This is a genomic window from Rhodoferax sp., assembly GCF_011391645.1.
In the GTDB taxonomy this organism is placed as follows: Bacteria; Pseudomonadota; Gammaproteobacteria; order Burkholderiales; family Burkholderiaceae_C; genus Rhodoferax.
Window position 1 is genome coordinate 46,380 of sequence record NZ_JAABQC010000001.1, and the last position, 15,646, is coordinate 62,025.

Consider the following 15,646-nt stretch of genomic DNA (forward strand, 5'->3'; position numbering starts at 1 on the left):
GCGCCAGGGTGGTGGCCGGGTAGCCTTGCAGGTATTTCAAGCCAGTGCCGTGTCTTGGGTCAGCACCTCGCCGCGCAGCGTGAAGGTGCGGGTGTCGGTGATGGTCACATCCACCATCTGGCCCACCAGGCGCGGATGGCCGACAAAATTCACCACGCGGTTGCACTCGGTGCGGCCCATCAGCTCGGTGGCGTCGCGCTTGGACGCGCCCTCCACCAGGATGCGCTGCACGGTGCCCATGCGGCTTTCACTGATGCGCTTGATGCTGTCGTTGATCACGCCCTGCAGGTGTTGCAGGCGGCGCAGCTTGACCTCGTGCGGCGTGTCGTCGGCCAAGTTAGCCGCCGGTGTGCCGGGGCGCGGGCTGAAAATGAAGCTGAAACTGTTGTCAAAACCAACGTCGTCGATGAGCTTCATCATCTTGCCAAAGTCGTCCTCGGTCTCGCCCGGAAAACCCACAATGAAATCGCTGCTCAGTGCCATGTCGGGTCGAATGGCGCGCAGCTTGCGCACCGTGCTCTTGTATTCCATGGCGGTGTAGCCGCGCTTCATGGCCATCAAAATGCGGTCGCTGCCGTGCTGCACCGGCAGGTGCAGGTGGCTGACCAGTTTGGGCAGCTTGCCGTAGGCGGCAATTAGCGACGGTGTGAACTCATTGGGGTGGCTGGTGACGTAGCGAATGCGCGCGATGCCGGGAATGTCCGACACGTATTCAAGCAGCGTGGCAAAGTCGGCCATCTCACCGGTGTCGCCGGCAGCGCCAGGACTGGTGATCATTTTTGCGCGCCAGGCGTTCACGTTCTGCCCCAGCAGCGTGATTTCCTTCACACCCTGGTCGGCCAGACCCGCCACCTCCACCAGCACGTCCTCGAACGGGCGACTCACTTCCTCGCCGCGGGTGTAAGGCACCACGCAGTAGCTGCAGTATTTGGAGCAGCCTTCCATGATGCTCACAAAGGCGCTGGCACCTTCGACACGCGCAGCGGGCAGGTGGTCGAATTTCTCGATCTCGGGAAAGCTGATGTCAACCTGCGAGCGGTTCAGCCGGGCGCGCTCATCGAGCATTTGCGGCAGCCGGTGCAGGGTTTGCGGACCAAACACCACGTCCACATAGGGCGCCCGGGCAATGATGGCTTCGCCCTCTTGGCTCGCCACGCAGCCGCCGACGCCGATCAGGGCGCCACGTTTTTTCAGGTGCTTGACGCGCCCCAGGTCCGAAAACACCTTTTCCTGCGCCTTTTCACGCACCGAGCAGGTGTTGAACAAAATCAGGTCGGCCTCTTCTACGTTGTCAGTCTGTGTGTAGCCCTGGGCCGCGCCGAGCACGTCGCTCATCTTGTCTGAGTCGTACTCGTTCATCTGGCAGCCGTAGGTTTTGATAAAGACTTTTTTGTTCATGGTGAAAATGGAGTTGTGTATTGGTATTTTGTAGGAGCGGCGCCCTCGCCGCGAAGGTTGTCTGGATGTCGTTTGGAGGGTGCCTTCGCGGCGAGGGCGCCGCTCCTACAGGGCAAAGCCCCATCATGTTGCTAACGCGGATCGAATTAGCTACCGGTTAAACGGCACCACGCCCGCGCGTTTTGCCTGCGCCAGGCTGGCTTCGGAAAAGGATTGAGCAAACCCTGGGCTTTGGTGATCAGGGCCACCAGCCAAAAAAGAAAAGCCCTTGTGGGCATTGATGCAGCGGTTCATGGTGTTCATCCAGAGGCTGTGAAACAGGCCGCGATTTTAAGGTACGGGCGGCTTGGCTTGCGCTGCCAGTGCGCGCAGTTTGTCTTTCTTGCTGGGGCGACTGCCCTTGACGCCGCCGTTGCCGGGAGCGTCAGGCAGGCTGGAGGCGGGCGGGGCGGCCTCCAGCGCTTCAAAGCCGGCTATGCTTTCCAGCTCAATCGACAACTGCTGGCGCTTGGCGATGAGCCGCCAGTGCGCCCGTGTGGCGGCACTGACAAAGCTCACCGCCAGACCAGGCTCGCCCGCGCGTCCAGTGCGGCCGACGCGGTGGGTGTAATCGCTGGCCGAGCGCGGCAGGTCAAAGTTCACCACCACCGGCAAGCCCGCAATGTCCAGACCGCGCGCCGCCACATCGGTGGCGACCACCACGGTCAGGCGTTCTGCCTTGAAGTCAGCCAGCACCTGGGTGCGTTTGCCCTGGCTGAGTTCGCCGTGAAAGGGCTCGGCCGTCAAACCTGCCTTGCGCAGCTTGTCGGCCACGATCTCAGACGCAAACTTGGTGGCCACAAACACCAGCACCCGCGACCAGGCGTTTTGCTGGATCAGGTGGCGCATCAACTGGGTGCGCCTGGACGTGTCCACGGCAATGGCGCGCTGCACGATCTCAAGCGGCGGCGCGGCGTCAGGCCGCACATCCACACGCACCGGGTCACGCAGCAGGGTGTTGGCCAGGGACTGCACCGCGGGCGCAAAAGTGGCCGAGAAAAACAGGCTTTGGCGCCAGGCGGGCAGCAGCGCCAGCAGTTGGTTGAGTTCTTCGGCAAAACCCAGGTCGAGCAGGCGGTCAGCCTCGTCGAGCACCAGCAGTTTCACTCCTGAGAGCTTGACCGCGTTGTGCGCCACCAGGTCCAGCAGTCGCCCCGGCGTGGCCACCAGCACCTCGGTGCCGCCGCGCAAGCCCATCATCTGCGGGTTGATCGACACACCGCCAAACACCACGCTCACCCTGGGCGGGTGTGGCAAGTGCTGCGCCAGGGCGCGGAGGCTGTCGCCCACCTGGGTGGCCAGTTCCCGCGTGGGCACCAGAACCAGTGCCTGGGCCAATTTGCCAGGCGAGCCTGACAGGCTTTGCAACAAGGGCAAGGCAAAGGCCAGCGTTTTGCCCGAGCCGGTGTGCGCGCACCCCAGCACGTCGCGACCCTGCAGTGCCGGCCCAATGGCCCCCGACTGAATGGGCGTGGGCACGTCGAAACCCAATGTGTGAATGGCTTGAAGGAACGGGCTGGTCAAGCCAAGTGTGGAAAACGGCATAAAGAGCAAGTGGGGTGAGGAAAATAGGCTGGCGATTTCTCGGGCAGTTTACGCGCTTCACGTCGGGGCGCGCTGGCAGATGGCTTGGGCGGGGCTGGACGCATAATCACCCCCACTACAAGCCGACCCTGCCAGGCGTGCCCACAACAGACTCAAAGGACAGCATGAAAAAGACATTTCAACTCAGCATAGAAGGCAAAAACCGCGACCGTGTGCTGGATGCCACCAAGCATGAGATTCGCCAGTACATCAAGCGCGAGCGCCGCAAAACCTTGCCTGAAGGCGTGGACTTCTGGGACTTTGACTGCAAATTTGGCACTACCGCAGACAAGGCTCAGGGGGTTCACTTTGCCACCCTGACTGCCTTGATCGATGCCGTGGCCAAAGAAGGCGGCGATGCGTTTTACCTTGAACTGCTGGCCCAGCCTGGGTACCGCGGCGCCCGCGCCAGCACCGAGCCACAAGCAGACGACGGCCTGTAAATGAAAAACCCGCAGCCATAATTGAACGCATAGATGAGCCGCGCGCCCAACTCTTGAAAATTACGGGAAACAGCGTGGCCCGAACAAGATCATCGGAGAGACATGTGTATATCGGCGATGGTGACGCGTCAGTGGCTGTTCACCTGCTTTCACATCATGTCGATCAATTGAATTTCTTAATGGTTAGGCCAAAAGCTAGGCCAAAACGGCAATTAAGAGACGAAAAGCAAAATGCATTAGTAGTCAAAAATCGCTAACCCATTGATTTGTTTGGTCGGAATGAGAGGATTCGAACCTCCGACCCCTTCGTCCCGAACGAAGTGCGCTACCAGGCTGCGCTACATTCCGATTTATTCTTGCCCTGAAACGTCAGGATTGACGCTCCAGTAATTGAGCCGCCAATTGTATCAAACACTGCCTGTGTTCATTGTCGGGCAACTGCTCGGCGGCGCTGATGGCGCGGCGCGCTTCGTCTGCCGCCGCTTGACGCGCCACATCCAACGCGCCAGTGGCTTGCACAATGGCAACGACCTGGTCAATCAGCTCGAGTTTGCCGGTTTCAATGGCAGTTTGAATGAGTTCGCGTTCGCTGGCACTGCCACGTTGCATGGCTGCGATCAGGGGTAGCGTGGTTTTGCCTTCGCGCAAATCGTCACCGAGGTTCTTGCCCATGACTGCGGCATCGCCGGTGTAATCAAGCACGTCGTCGATGACCTGAAAGGCGGTGCCCAAGGCTTGCCCGTATTCGGCGCAGGCGGACTCCAGTTCGGGACTGGCATTGGCAAGTATGGCGCCAACGCGGGCGCTGGCTTCGAACAGCTTGGCGGTTTTGGAGCGGATCACTTGCAGGTAGCCCGCTTCATCAAGCGCGGCGTTGTGCATGTTCATCAACTGCATCACTTCGCCTTCAGCGATGATGTTGGTGGCGTCGGCCAGCACTTCCATGATGCGCATGCTTTGTGCATCAACCATCATCTGAAAGGCGCGGGAATACAAAAAGTCGCCGACAAGGACGCTGGCCGGATTGCCAAATGTTTCATTGGCGGTGGCGTTGCCACGGCGCAGGGACGAATCATCCACCACGTCGTCGTGGAGCAGGGTGGCTGTGTGAATGAACTCCACCACGGCGGCCAGGTTGAAACGTTGCGCACCTCTGAAGTCGAGTGCACCACAAATAAGCAGCAGCAGTGCGGGGCGCAACCGCTTGCCGCCAGCAGAGATAATGTAGCGTGACACCTGGCCCACCAGTGGCACCCCGGAGTCGAGTCGCTGTGCAATGACCAAGTCAACCTCGCGCATATCCTGAGCGATGATCGCCGTGGAACTGGAATTATTGGTGTGGGTGGCGTGCAAAACAGTGGCTCAGTTGGTTGCGCGCATTATAGAAAGCTGGCGCGCTGCTTTTGGCGCCGGGCACCCCTGATCTTTTTGAGAATCAGCATTTTCCCAAATTTATGTGATAATACAAGGCTCTGCGGAAATTCGTTTGCAGGGTAAATCTTTGAAGAGGTCAATATGTACGCGGTCATAAAAACCGGTGGCAAGCAATATCGAGTTGCTGCTGGCGAAAAAATTAAAGTAGAACAGATTGCTGCGGACGTAGGCCAAGAGATTGTGATCGACCAGGTTCTGGCAGTCGGTAGCGGCGCAGAACTCAAGGTGGGCACACCCTTGGTGTCCGGTGCAACGGTCAGTGTCACGGTGCTGGCACATGGCAAACACGACAAGGTCAGCATTTTTAAAATGCGCCGTCGTAAACACTATCAAAAACGTCAAGGTCATCGTCAACAGTTCACTGAACTGCTGATTGGTGCGATTACTGCTTAAGGAGCACGGGTCATGGCACATAAAAAAGGCGGCGGCTCGACGCGAAATGGGCGCGATTCCAAGCCCAAGATGCTCGGTGTGAAGATGTTTGGTGGTCAGTTGGTCGCCCCAGGCGCGATCATTGTGCGCCAGCGCGGCACCCGGTTCCACCCCGGCACCAATGTCGGCATCGGCAAAGACCACACCCTGTTTGCATTGACAGAAGGCCATGTGTCTTTTGCCATCAAGGGTGCGCTCAACCGCCACACCGTGAGCGTGACCGCAGCAGCTTAAGGGCTGTCTTGCGCTCACCCAAGACCCTGCGCCCGGCGCGGGGTTTTTTATTTATAAGGCACCTATCATGAAATTCGTTGACGAAGCCTACATTGACATCTCCGCCGGAGATGGTGGCGCTGGCTGCGTCTCGTTTCGGCATGAAAAGTACAAAGAGTTTGGCGGCCCAAACGGTGGCGACGGTGGCCGCGGTGGCCATGTCTTTGCGGTAGCTGACCCCAACCTCAACACGCTGGTTGACTATCGGTTCTCGCGCCGGCATGATGCCCAGCGCGGCCAGCACGGCATGGGCTCCGACATGTTCGGTGCCGCAGGCGACGACATCACGCTCAAGATGCCGGTGGGCACCATCATCTCCGACGCCGAAACGGGCGAGGTGCTGTTTGAGTTGCTTGCGCCCGGAGAGGTCATCACCATTGCCAAGGGCGGCGACGGTGGTTTCGGGAATATGCGTTACAAGAGTGCCATCAATCGCGCACCGCGGCAAAAAACACCAGGCTGGCCGGGTGAAAAGCGCAACCTCAAGCTGGAACTCAAGGTGCTGGCTGACGTTGGTTTGCTGGGCATGCCCAATGCGGGCAAGTCCACTTTGATCACAGCGATATCCAACGCCCGTCCGCGCATTGCCGACTATCCGTTCACCACCCTGCACCCCAATCTGGGTGTGGTGCGGGTGGGGCCGGAGCAGAGCTTTGTGGTGGCCGACTTGCCCGGTTTGATTGAGGGTGCCTCCGAAGGTGCCGGCTTGGGGCATCTTTTCTTGCGTCATTTGCAGCGTACCCGTCTGCTGCTGCACATCGTTGACATGGCCCCTTTTGACGACGGCGTCGATACCGTGGCGCAGGCGAAAGCCATTGTCAACGAGCTCAAAAAATACGATTCCGCGCTTCATAAAAAACCGCGGTGGCTGGTGCTGAATAAACTTGATATGGTTCCAAAGGAAGAGCGCGAAGCTCTGGTCAAGGACTTTGTCAAGCGTTTCAAGTTCAAGGGGCCGGTGTTTGAAATCTCGGCACTGACACGTGAAGGGTGCGAGTCGCTGATCAAGGCGGTCTACAAGCACATCAGTGCGCAGCAAAAAATTGAACTGGCGCCCGAGGTCGTCGATCCGCGCTTTGCAGATGTGGCGGAACCTGCTCAAAAATAACTGGCCCAAGAGGGTTGCATGGCTCAAGAACAAGAGAATTCAGCATTGCGGGATGCCCGCCGCGTGGTCATCAAGGTCGGCTCCAGCCTGGTGACCAACGATGGCCGGGGCCTGGATGAGGCGGCCATCGGCGAATGGTGCCGGCAGATGGCGGTCCTGGTGCGCCAGGGGCGCGAGGTCATCATGGTGTCCAGTGGCGCCATTGCCGAAGGCATGAAGCGCCTGGGCTGGTCCAAGCGCCCGCATGAGATCCATGAGTTGCAGGCGGCTGCGGCCGTGGGGCAGATGGGCCTGGCGCACATGTATGAGACCAAGCTGCGCGAGAACGGTTTGGGCAGTGCCCAGGTGCTGCTGACGCACGCCGATCTGGCGGATCGCGAGCGCTACCTCAACGCGCGTTCCACGCTGCTCACCTTGCTCAAGCTCGGCGTCGTGCCGGTCATCAATGAAAACGACACGGTGGTCAATGACGAGATCAAGTTTGGCGACAACGACACGCTGGGCGCCCTGGTGGCCAACCTGGTGGAAGCGGATGCGCTGGTGATCCTCACCGATCAAAAGGGCCTGTTCACCGCCGATCCGCGCAAAGACGCCAATGCCCGGTTTGTGCATGTGGCCCAGGCTGGCGACGCTGCGCTGGAGGTGATGGCTGGCGGCGCCGGTTCCAGCCTGGGGCGCGGTGGCATGATTACCAAAATTCTGGCCGCCAAGCGGGCAGCGGGTTCAGGGGCCTCTACCGTGATCGCCTGGGGGCGCGAGCCCGATGCCTTGCTGCGCTTGGGCCAGGGTGAGGCCATCGGCACACTCCTGGTGGCGCCGACGCAAAAAATGCAGGCGCGCAAGCAGTGGATTTCCGACCATTTGCAATTGCGTGGCGCCGTCACGGTGGATGCCGGCGCTGTGGCCAAGTTGCTGGGCGGAGGGTCAAGTTTGTTGCCCATCGGCATGACCGGTGTGGAGGGTGACTTCTCGCGGGGAGATGTGATTGCCATTCGCGATCCGCAAGGGCTTGAAGTCGCCCGCGGACTGGCCAACTACGCCAGCACCGAGGCGCGTCTGATCTGCCGCAAGCCATCAAGCCAGTTTGAAGGCTTGCTTGGCTATTTGGCAGAGCCAGAGATGGTGCACCGTGACAACCTGGTGCTCAAACGCTGACACCCTGATCGCGGGCCCCCGCCTGCCGAGCTATTTGCTTTTGAGTTTTCTGAGAATGTCCGCCGCTGAACTGCTGCTGGTGTTGCCTTCGCAGGCGCCCTGCTGGGCCAGCGCCAACGCGTGCCTGGAGGGTTGGTTGTCATTAAGCCGACGCCACTCTGGCGCTTTGATGGCCGTCCAAACACCGCTGTCGTTGGCTCGGGCGTAGCTTTTGACTTCACCTGTGGCGCAGCGAATGCCCTCATAAAACGCATTCACGGTGCCGCTGGGGCTCACCGCCACCATCACATAGCGCACGATGCCATCAGGCGTGACCACCAAGGTGGCCGGGTCGATGCCAAATTTCGTGCTCACATAAGGCGGCATTTCGATGCTCACCCGCTGCCTGGGATCGAATTTGGGAGGCGCCGGGACCTCGGTCTCTTTCCAGTCTGGATCATCGGCCGGGCCTTGTGCTTGGGCCGCCAATGCGCAGCAAGTCACAGCCAGCAGCAGCCATTTTTGCCGCGCAAAGGTTTTGACAGACGGTGATTCAGGCATGTTGTTGTCCGGGCGGGGGATCATTTTCAAGGGGGATGCCAGGTTGCATGCCAAAGCTTGCATCCGGCATGCCTGCGCACGACTGTTCCAGGTCCAGCGGGCGGATACCTTGACGCAGAAACCTGTTTCGGTATTCATTGCGCGGCAAATAGCGTGACAGTTCGGTCAGAGCCGTCACATACACCTCACGCTTGAACTCGACCACAGCGTCCAGCGGCACCCAGTAATCGTTCCAGCGCCAGGCATCAAACTCGGGATGGCTGGTGGCGCGCAGGTTCAGATCCCAGTCGTGACCGACGAGTTGCAACAAAAACCAAATCTGTTTTTGGCCCTTGTAAAAGCCACGCGAATCGCGGCGAATAAAACGGTCTGGCACCTCATAGCGCAACCAGTCACGGGTGCGGGCCACAATGCGGACATGTTCGCGTTGCAGCCCGATTTCTTCATGCAGTTCCCGAATCATGGCTTGCTCGGGGGTCTCGCCCCGGTCAATGCCGCCCTGCGGAAACTGCCAGGAGTGCGTACGAATACGCTTGCCCCAAAACACCTGATTTTTCTGGTTGAGCAGGACGATGCCGACGTTCGGCCTAAAGCCGTCCCGGTCAAGCATAATCAAACCCCAATTTTTAAATTAGCTTGATTATGCACAGCCCGGGCCGTGCAGCAAGCGGCATAACCCTGACACAGCGCTGGAAATCCCCATGAGAGCCTCCCAATTCTTCATTTCTACCCTCAAAGAGGCCCCGGCGGATGCCGAAGTTGTCAGCCACAAGCTCATGACGCGTGCCGGCATGATCAAAAAGCTAGGTGCCGGTATTTACACCCTGATGCCCATGGGGCTGCGTGTGGTGCGCAAAGTCGAGGCCATTGTTCGTGAAGAAATGAACCGTGCCGGCGCTGTCGAGTTGGCCATGCCGGTGGTGCAGCCTGCCGAGTTATGGGCTGAAACCGGCCGTTTTGAAAAAATGGGCCCTGAACTCATGCGCATCAAAGACCGGCACGCGCACGACTTTGTGATTCAACCGACCAGCGAAGAGGTGGTGACCGACATTGCGCGCCAGGAAATCCGCAGCTACAAGCAGCTGCCAAAGAATTTCTATCAGATTCAAACCAAGTTCCGGGATGAGCGCCGTCCGCGTTTTGGCCTGATGCGGGGGCGTGAATTCATCATGAAAGATGCTTACAGCTTTGACCGGGATCAAACCACGGCCAAGGCCAGTTACCAGATCATGGCGCAGGCCTACCGGCGTATTTTTGACCGCTTTGGCCTGACTTATCGCGCAGTGGCGGCCGACAGCGGCGCCATTGGCGGGGATTTGAGTGAAGAGTTCCAGGTGATTGCCGCCACTGGCGAGGACGCCATTGTGTATTGCCCGGGCAGTGACTACGCGGCCAACATGGAGAAGGCCGAGGCGCTGGCACCGGTTGGCCCGCGGCCTGGGGCCGCGCAAGCCATGACCAAAACGGCGACGCCTGGCAAGAGCACCTGTGCCGCTGTGGCTGAGTTGTTGAGCCTGCCCCTGAGTCGCACCGTCAAATCGCTGGTGCTGGCCACCGATGTGCTCAACGACCGGGGCGAGGTGGTGAAAACGCAGGTCTGGCTGCTGCTGCTGCGCGGCGACCACGACATGAACGAGGTCAAGGTCAACAAGTTGCCGGGGTTGCAAACTTTCCGATTTGCCACCCTAGGTGAGATTGAAGACCACTTTGGATGTTTGCCGGGCTACCTGGGACCCATCGGGCTGAAAAAGCCGGTGCAAATCGTCGCGGATCGCGACGTGGCGGTCATGAGCGACTGGGTCTGTGGTGCCAACGAGCCCGACTTTCACATCACGGGCGTCAACTGGGGTCGTGACCTGCCGGAGCCTGCACTGGTGGCCGACTTGCGCAACGTGCTGGCCGGGGATGCCTCGCCCGACGGCCAGGGCGCGCTGGTGATTGAGCGTGGCATCGAAGTGGGCCATGTGTTTTATCTGGGCACCAAGTACAGCCGGGCCATGAACGCCACCTTTCTCGATCAGAACGGCAAGCCCCAGTTCATGGAAATGGGTTGCTACGGCATTGGCATCACGCGCCTGCCCGCCGCTGCCGTTGAACAAAATCACGACGAGCGCGGCATCATCTGGCCCGATGCGCTGGCGCCTTTCACAGTGGTGTTGTGCCCGATCAATGCGGATCGCTCGCCCGATGTGAAAGCGGCTTCGGAAAAGCTATATGCCGAGTTGCTTGCCGCAGGCGTGGATGTGATACTGGACGACCGCGGCGAGCGCCCCGGAGCCATGTTCGCCGATTGGGAGCTGATTGGCGTGCCGCACCGTGTCAACATCGGTGACCGGGCCCTGAAAGAAGGCAACGTGGAGTACCAGTACCGCCGGGATGCGGCTGCCAGCGCGATACCGCTGACCGGGATCACCGGCTTGCTGATGTCGAAGCTGAAGGTTAAAGTCGGCCCATGAAACAATTCTTGCCCGAGACGAATGGAGCACCGCGCAGGGTTGTCGGCGACGGTGTGGCGGGATGACAACCAGGCGAGCGGTTCTTGCAAGTGCCTTCAGCGTGCGGCCCTTTGGCGTGGGTGCGGGACTGGGCGCGCTGCTTCATGCGGGCCCATCATGGGCTGGGGCGCAAATGGAGGAGCCTTTGGTTGACTCCGTACGCACTGCCTTGAGTTCCGCCATTGCCAACCATGCGCCACCCGTGCCAGAGTTTTCAGACACCGAGTCGCGGCTGCGTTATTTGCGCTGGCTGGGAGCCATGAGCGAGCGCCTGGCCAGAAAATACTCAGACTGGAATATCCGCAAGGAATTTCTGCAAACCGTTTGGTACGAATCCCGGCGCGCCGGTTTGGACGAGTCGCTGGTGCTGGGTTTGATTCAGGTTGAGAGCAACTTTCGCAAATTTGCCGTGAGTAGCGCGGGAGCACGCGGGTACATGCAGGTGATGCCATTCTGGACCCGGGTGCTGGCCGATGGTGATGCCAGCAAGCTGTTTCATATGCAGACCAATTTGCGCTTTGGCTGCGTGATTTTGCGCCACTACCTGAACCGTGAAAGGGGTGACTGGTTTATGGCGCTGGGACGCTACAACGGTTCAAGGGGGCGCGCGCCCTACCCGCAGGCGGTGCTGAAGGCGCAGAAAATCTGGCTCGCCTGAGTCCCCGCTGAAGCAGCCCAGCGGGGCTGACAGTCACGCTGTGTCAGGCGGCAGGCGTCCCCAGCATGGTTTGCAATTCACCGTTCTCGTACATCTCCATCATGATGTCGGAGCCGCCGATGAATTCACCCTTGAAAAAGAACTGGGGAATGGTGGGCCAATTGCTGTAGTCCTTGATGCCGGCGCGAATGCCGTCATCTTCAAGCACGTTGACGGTTTTGATGGCTTTGGGATCAACGCCGCAGGCTTTCAGGATCTGGATGGCGCGGCCTGAGAAGCCACACTGCGGAAAACTCGACGTGCCTTTCATGAAAAGCAGAATGTCGTTGTGTTTGACCAGGTCGTCAATGCGTTGTTGTGCGTCGCTCATGCTGTAAATTCCTCTTTTAAAAACAGGCTGAATTATTTCACTTTTAACGGCGAATGGGGGCTAGACCCTGCCGGGCTTAGGGATGCTAATAGTGGGGCGGCAACTCGTCGCGCAGGTTGCGTGGCGTCGCAATGTCTTCTTGCGGTGTTTGCTGGCGCAGCCACTGCACTTCGCGCTCCAGGCGGTCAATCTGATCTTGCTGGCGGATGATGATCTGGTCGAGCTTGTCCAGCAGGTCTTCGGCAAAGCTGGCCTTGACTTCCAGTTCGGTCAGGCGCTCTTCAATGAGGTTGGTCATGGTCTGGATCATGTTGAGGTGACGGGATGAGTTGGCCGCCGCTGCAGCGGGCGATGTTAGCCAGGTCCTGGCGTGACTGCACTTGCACAAAACCGGCTTCGCGCAGCAAGGTGCGCACGGCCTGTGCCTGATCGTAGCCGTGTTCCAGCAGCAGCCAGCCGCCCGGTGCCAGGTGCCTTGGGGCCTGGGTGATAATCTGGCGAAGGTCGTCCAGGCCGTCAGGGCCGCTGGTAAGTGCTTGTGCCGGCTCAAATGTCAACGCCGCCAGGTGCGCGTCAAGTTCAGCGATGTAGGGTGGATTGGAAACGATACAGTCAAACCGGGGCGCAGTGGCGGGCAGGGCGGCAAACCAGGCGCCTCGGTGGAGGCTGACGTCAAGCTTGAGCTTTTCGGCATTGACCTGGGCCACGGCCAGGGCTTCCGCGCTGTAGTCGGTGGCATGGACGTGAAGCGCCGGCTTGCTGGCCTTCAGTGCCAGCGCAATGGCGCCGCTGCCCGTGCCCAGATCAAGCACGCGCTGCTCGCCGTCGAGCAGTTCCAGTGCCCAGTTCACCAGCGTTTCGGTATCGGGCCGGGGCACCAGCACTCGGGCATCCACCTGCAAGTCAAGCCCGAAAAATTCCTTCCGGCCTGTCAGGTAGGCCAGCGGTTCGCCAGCCAAGCGGCGCTGCACCAGCGCTTCCAGGGCCGCGGCGATGTCAGGCCGCAACGGCTCGTCGTCGTGCGACAGCAGCCAGCCGCGCTGGTTGGCCGGTTTGCCCAGCAGGTGAAGCAGTAGCAGTTGGGCGTCCAGCCGCTCCAGCCCACTGGATTGCAGACTGGCGAGCGTTTGCCCCAAGCTGGAGTGAGCCGGACTGTCTTCTTTCATCGCGTGTCAGGCATTCAACTCAAGTGCTGCCAGTTGCGCCGCTGCTTCGTGGGCTTGCAGCGCGTTCACGACATCGTCCAGATCGCCTTCCATGATGGTGAGCAGCTTGTAGAGCGTCAGGTTGATGCGATGGTCGGTGAGTCGCCCCTGCGGAAAGTTGTAGGTGCGGATACGGTCGCTGCGGTCGCCGCTGCCCACCAGACTTTTGCGCTCGGCGGCATCTCGTGCCGCGCGCTCGCTGCGGTCTTTTTCCTGAATGCGGGCTGTCAGCACCTTGAGGGCTTGCGCCTTGTTGCTGTGCTGGCTGCGGCCGTCCTGGCATTCGGCCACGATGCCGGTGGGCAGGTGGGTGATGCGCACCGCCGAATCGGTTTTGTTGATGTGCTGGCCACCGGCGCCGCTGGCGCGGTAGGTGTCAATGCGAAGGTCTGACGGGTTGATTTTGATGGCGTCTAGCTCATCGGGCTCGGCCAGCACGGCCACGGTGCAGGCGCTGGTGTGGATGCGGCCCTGGGTTTCAGTGACCGGCACGCGCTGAACCCGGTGGCCACCCGACTCAAACTTGAGCGCGCCATAGACATGGTCCCCTTCGACCTTGATGACAACTTCCTTGTAGCCGCCCAACTCGCTGGGCGACTCGCTGATGATTTCAGGTTTCCAGCCGCGGCGCTCGCAATAGCGCAGGTACATGCGCGCCAGGTCAGCGGCAAACAGGGCAGATTCGTCGCCACCGGTGCCGGCACGGATTTCAACAAAGGCATTGCGCGCGTCGTCGGGGTCCTTGGGCAGCAGCATGCGCTGCAACTCAGTCTCAAGCTGCTGCAACTCGGCGTTGGCGGAATCGATTTCTTCCTGCGCCAGCGCCGCCATGTCGGGCTCACTGGCACTGCTGGCCAGTAGTTCCTTTGCGGCGGCCAGGTCAGCCTCGCGCTGCTGGTAACGTAGCCAGCGGCTCGCCACGGCGGCCACCTCGGTGTGTTCGCGCGACAGCAGCAGAAATTGCGCCATGTCGCTCATGATGTCCGGACGCGACAGTAAAAACTCCAGTTCGCCCAGGCGGTCGGTGTAACGGACAAGTTGTTGACGGAGAAAGGTTTTCATGGACGTTGAGGGCTGACTGATTGATTTTCTGACCGTCAGAGACAGATCAGATGGAGAACAATCCACGCATGCAGGGCATGGACCAAGCGGCATCGTCGCTAACGCAGTGCGGGGCCCATCTACCGCTCTTTGCGTAAAAAGAAGTGATGGATGGCTGTGCTGACGTGTTCGCGCGCCTGGGCGTCGCCCGCGCGAAGTTCAGCCATGGCGCCGTGCAACATTTTTTGCGTCAAGCCCTTGGACAGGGCCTCCAGCACGGCATCCACATCAGCGCCCCTGGCGAGCATCTTGCGGGCGCGGGCGATCTCATGGGCGCGCCATTCGTCGGCCTGGGCGTTGAGTTGCTGGATCAGCGGCACCGAGCCGCGCTGGTCGATCCAATGCATGAAGCTCATCACCCCTGCATCGACAATCGCCTCAGCTTGCGCCACTGCCGCCTGGCGGCTGGCCTGCGCGGTTTGCACCACGCTGGAGAGGTCGTCGACGGTGTACAGGTAGACATCCTCCAGAGCCTTGACTTCCTGCTCTATGTCGCGCGGGACGGCCAGATCGACCATGAACATGGGGCGGCGTTTGCGTTTTTTCAACGCCCTTTCGACCGTGCCCAGACCAATGATTGGCAGGGTGCTGGCGGTGCAACTGATGATTGCGTCAAATTCGTGCAGCCGATCAGGCAACTCCGCCAGATGCATGACTTCGCCACCAAACCGGCTGGCGAGTTTTTCGCCACGCTCGAGTGTGCGGTTTGCAATCACCATGCATTTGGGGTTTTTGGCGGCGAAATGGGTGGCGCACAGCTCGATCATTTCGCCCGCGCCAACAAACAGCATCCTGGCCTCGCCCAAATCTTCAAACAATTGGCCGGCCAGTCGCACGGCAGCGGCTGCCATGCTGATGGAGTGCGCGCCGATCTCGGTGGAGGTGCGCACTTCTTTGGCCACGGCAAAGGAGCGCTGAAACAACTGGCTCAGTGTGTTGCCCAGCGCGCCCGCGGCTTCGGCGACGCGCACCGCATTTTTGACTTGGCCCAGAATCTGGGTCTCGCCCAGCACCATGGAATCCAGCCCGCTGGTGACGCGGAACGCATGGCGAGCGGCCATGCTGTCTTCCAGCGTGTAGGAGTGCGCCCGCAACAGGGCAGGGGACACACCGCCCGTCTCGGCCAGCCAGTCCAGTGTGTGCTCCAGGTGAGGCTTTTCACTGGCGCAATAAATTTCGGTGCGGTTGCAGGTGGAGATCAGCGCCGCCTCGGGCTGGTGTGCCAGCGTCTCGCGAAAGCGTCGCAACGTGGGCTCGACCTGGTCGATGGCGAACGTGAAACGACCGCGCAGATCCAGTGGTGCGGTCGTGTGGTTGATGCCTAGGGCCCAGACTGTCATGCGTGGATTATAAAATCAGCCGCCATGCGCTTTGACCTGTATCATTTTTTCTTTCCCCCGAAGGGTTTCTG

General features: G+C 60.2%; 17 protein-coding genes and 1 tRNA gene. 7 read left to right on the plus strand and 11 right to left on the minus strand.

What is annotated here, in order from left to right:
• Positions 1 to 36 precede the first annotated feature (36 nt).
• Both miaB and GPS82_RS00260 read right to left on the minus strand, forming a co-directional pair.
• Positions 37 to 1,398 (minus strand): tRNA (N6-isopentenyl adenosine(37)-C2)-methylthiotransferase MiaB, encoded by a 1,362-nt coding sequence (gene miaB, locus GPS82_RS00255; protein ID WP_296490062.1) that lies wholly within the window; start codon positions 1,396 to 1,398, stop codon positions 37 to 39.
• A 330-nt stretch (positions 1,399 to 1,728) separates the two neighbouring features.
• Entirely contained in the window at positions 1,729 to 2,982 is a 1,254-nt protein-coding gene (locus GPS82_RS00260; RefSeq protein WP_296490063.1) for a DEAD/DEAH box helicase, read from the minus strand.
• Positions 2,983 to 3,146: 164 nt separating this feature from the next.
• Between GPS82_RS00260 and GPS82_RS00265 the strand changes: the two genes are divergently transcribed.
• Positions 3,147 to 3,464, plus strand: a complete 318-nt coding sequence (locus GPS82_RS00265; RefSeq protein WP_296490064.1) for a DUF6172 family protein — start codon at positions 3,147 to 3,149, stop codon at positions 3,462 to 3,464.
• Positions 3,465 to 3,735: 271 nt separating this feature from the next.
• On the opposite strand, the gene GPS82_RS00270 is transcribed toward GPS82_RS00265, so the two are convergent.
• A tRNA-Pro gene (locus GPS82_RS00270) sits at positions 3,736 to 3,812 on the minus strand.
• A gap of 21 nt (positions 3,813 to 3,833) precedes the next feature.
• Positions 3,834 to 4,763, minus strand: a complete 930-nt coding sequence (locus tag GPS82_RS00275; protein WP_296490096.1) for a polyprenyl synthetase family protein — start codon at positions 4,761 to 4,763, stop codon at positions 3,834 to 3,836.
• Positions 4,764 to 4,979: 216 nt separating this feature from the next.
• Here GPS82_RS00275 and rplU point away from each other — a divergent pair, with 216 nt between their 5' ends.
• The 4 genes from rplU (at position 4,980) to proB (ending at position 7,866) form a co-directional block, all read left to right on the plus strand.
• The gene (rplU, locus tag GPS82_RS00280; protein WP_296490065.1) at positions 4,980 to 5,291 is read left to right on the plus strand and encodes a 50S ribosomal protein L21; all 312 of its coding nucleotides are present in this window, start codon (positions 4,980 to 4,982) and stop codon (positions 5,289 to 5,291) included.
• Positions 5,292 to 5,303: 12 nt separating this feature from the next.
• On the plus strand, positions 5,304 to 5,564 hold the full coding sequence (gene rpmA, locus GPS82_RS00285) for a 50S ribosomal protein L27 (protein ID WP_296490066.1): 261 nt from the start codon (positions 5,304 to 5,306) through the stop codon (positions 5,562 to 5,564).
• A gap of 67 nt (positions 5,565 to 5,631) precedes the next feature.
• Positions 5,632 to 6,711, plus strand: a complete 1,080-nt coding sequence (gene cgtA / locus GPS82_RS00290) for an Obg family GTPase CgtA (RefSeq protein ID WP_296490067.1) — start codon at positions 5,632 to 5,634, stop codon at positions 6,709 to 6,711.
• 18 nt (positions 6,712 to 6,729) lie between these two features.
• Entirely contained in the window at positions 6,730 to 7,866 is a 1,137-nt protein-coding gene (gene proB / locus GPS82_RS00295) for a glutamate 5-kinase (protein WP_296490068.1), read from the plus strand.
• A gap of 30 nt (positions 7,867 to 7,896) precedes the next feature.
• Here proB and GPS82_RS00300 read toward each other — a convergent pair whose 3' ends face one another.
• Positions 7,897 to 8,406 (minus strand): CNP1-like family protein, encoded by a 510-nt coding sequence (locus GPS82_RS00300; RefSeq protein WP_296490069.1) that lies wholly within the window; start codon positions 8,404 to 8,406, stop codon positions 7,897 to 7,899.
• Positions 8,399 to 9,016: an RNA pyrophosphohydrolase gene (locus tag GPS82_RS00305; protein WP_363716700.1), complete on the minus strand. Its 618-nt coding sequence runs from the start codon at positions 9,014 to 9,016 to the stop codon at positions 8,399 to 8,401. The genes GPS82_RS00300 and GPS82_RS00305 overlap by 8 nt, the downstream gene beginning before the upstream one ends.
• 91 nt (positions 9,017 to 9,107) lie before the next feature.
• Between GPS82_RS00305 and GPS82_RS00310 the strand changes: the two genes are divergently transcribed.
• Positions 9,108 to 10,862 (plus strand): proline--tRNA ligase, encoded by a 1,755-nt coding sequence (locus tag GPS82_RS00310; RefSeq protein ID WP_296490070.1) that lies wholly within the window; start codon positions 9,108 to 9,110, stop codon positions 10,860 to 10,862.
• Between the two features lie 61 nt (positions 10,863 to 10,923).
• Complete coding sequence (locus GPS82_RS00315) at positions 10,924 to 11,559, plus strand: lytic transglycosylase domain-containing protein (protein WP_296490071.1); 636 nt, start codon at positions 10,924 to 10,926, stop codon at positions 11,557 to 11,559.
• A 43-nt stretch (positions 11,560 to 11,602) separates the two neighbouring features.
• Here the strand turns inward: GPS82_RS00315 and grxD are convergent, their stop codons facing one another.
• The 5 genes from grxD to hemA form a co-directional block, all read right to left on the minus strand.
• Positions 11,603 to 11,929 carry a Grx4 family monothiol glutaredoxin gene (gene grxD / locus GPS82_RS00320; RefSeq protein WP_296490072.1) on the minus strand — a complete coding sequence of 109 codons (327 nt, stop codon included), beginning with the start codon at positions 11,927 to 11,929 and terminating at the stop codon, positions 11,603 to 11,605.
• An 85-nt stretch (positions 11,930 to 12,014) separates the two neighbouring features.
• Positions 12,015 to 12,227, minus strand: coding sequence for a SlyX family protein (locus GPS82_RS00325; protein WP_296490073.1), 213 nt, complete (start codon positions 12,225 to 12,227; stop codon positions 12,015 to 12,017).
• Complete coding sequence (prmC, locus tag GPS82_RS00330) at positions 12,211 to 13,095, minus strand: peptide chain release factor N(5)-glutamine methyltransferase (RefSeq protein WP_296490074.1); 885 nt, start codon at positions 13,093 to 13,095, stop codon at positions 12,211 to 12,213. Before prmC ends, GPS82_RS00325 begins: the two co-directional genes overlap by 17 nt.
• A 6-nt stretch (positions 13,096 to 13,101) precedes the next feature.
• On the minus strand, positions 13,102 to 14,196 hold the full coding sequence (gene prfA, locus GPS82_RS00335; RefSeq protein ID WP_296490075.1) for a peptide chain release factor 1: 1,095 nt from the start codon (positions 14,194 to 14,196) through the stop codon (positions 13,102 to 13,104).
• A gap of 119 nt (positions 14,197 to 14,315) precedes the next feature.
• Positions 14,316 to 15,575 (minus strand): glutamyl-tRNA reductase, encoded by a 1,260-nt coding sequence (hemA, locus tag GPS82_RS00340; protein WP_296490076.1) that lies wholly within the window; start codon positions 15,573 to 15,575, stop codon positions 14,316 to 14,318.
• Positions 15,576 to 15,646 lie beyond the last annotated feature (71 nt).

Excerpts from the sequence above, each read along its gene's own strand:
- miaB (WP_296490062.1), bottom strand. The coding sequence starts at position 1,398 with ATGAACAAAAAAGTCTTTATCAAAACCTACGGCTGCCAGATGAACGAG.
- GPS82_RS00260 (WP_296490063.1), bottom strand. The coding sequence starts at position 2,982 with ATGCCGTTTTCCACACTTGGCTTGACCAGCCCGTTCCTTCAAGCCATT.
- GPS82_RS00265 (WP_296490064.1), top strand. The coding sequence starts at position 3,147 with ATGAAAAAGACATTTCAACTCAGCATAGAAGGCAAAAACCGCGACCGT.
- GPS82_RS00275 (WP_296490096.1), bottom strand. The coding sequence starts at position 4,763 with ATGCGCGAGGTTGACTTGGTCATTGCACAGCGACTCGACTCCGGGGTG.
- rplU (WP_296490065.1), top strand. The coding sequence starts at position 4,980 with ATGTACGCGGTCATAAAAACCGGTGGCAAGCAATATCGAGTTGCTGCT.
- rpmA (WP_296490066.1), top strand. The coding sequence starts at position 5,304 with ATGGCACATAAAAAAGGCGGCGGCTCGACGCGAAATGGGCGCGATTCC.
- cgtA (WP_296490067.1), top strand. The coding sequence starts at position 5,632 with ATGAAATTCGTTGACGAAGCCTACATTGACATCTCCGCCGGAGATGGT.
- proB (WP_296490068.1), top strand. The coding sequence starts at position 6,730 with ATGGCTCAAGAACAAGAGAATTCAGCATTGCGGGATGCCCGCCGCGTG.
- GPS82_RS00300 (WP_296490069.1), bottom strand. The coding sequence starts at position 8,406 with ATGCCTGAATCACCGTCTGTCAAAACCTTTGCGCGGCAAAAATGGCTG.
- GPS82_RS00305 (WP_363716700.1), bottom strand. The coding sequence starts at position 9,016 with ATGCTTGACCGGGACGGCTTTAGGCCGAACGTCGGCATCGTCCTGCTC.
- GPS82_RS00310 (WP_296490070.1), top strand. The coding sequence starts at position 9,108 with ATGAGAGCCTCCCAATTCTTCATTTCTACCCTCAAAGAGGCCCCGGCG.
- GPS82_RS00315 (WP_296490071.1), top strand. The coding sequence starts at position 10,924 with ATGACAACCAGGCGAGCGGTTCTTGCAAGTGCCTTCAGCGTGCGGCCC.
- grxD (WP_296490072.1), bottom strand. The coding sequence starts at position 11,929 with ATGAGCGACGCACAACAACGCATTGACGACCTGGTCAAACACAACGAC.
- GPS82_RS00325 (WP_296490073.1), bottom strand. The coding sequence starts at position 12,227 with ATGACCAACCTCATTGAAGAGCGCCTGACCGAACTGGAAGTCAAGGCC.
- prmC (WP_296490074.1), bottom strand. The coding sequence starts at position 13,095 with ATGAAAGAAGACAGTCCGGCTCACTCCAGCTTGGGGCAAACGCTCGCC.
- prfA (WP_296490075.1), bottom strand. The coding sequence starts at position 14,196 with ATGAAAACCTTTCTCCGTCAACAACTTGTCCGTTACACCGACCGCCTG.
- hemA (WP_296490076.1), bottom strand. The coding sequence starts at position 15,575 with ATGACAGTCTGGGCCCTAGGCATCAACCACACGACCGCACCACTGGAT.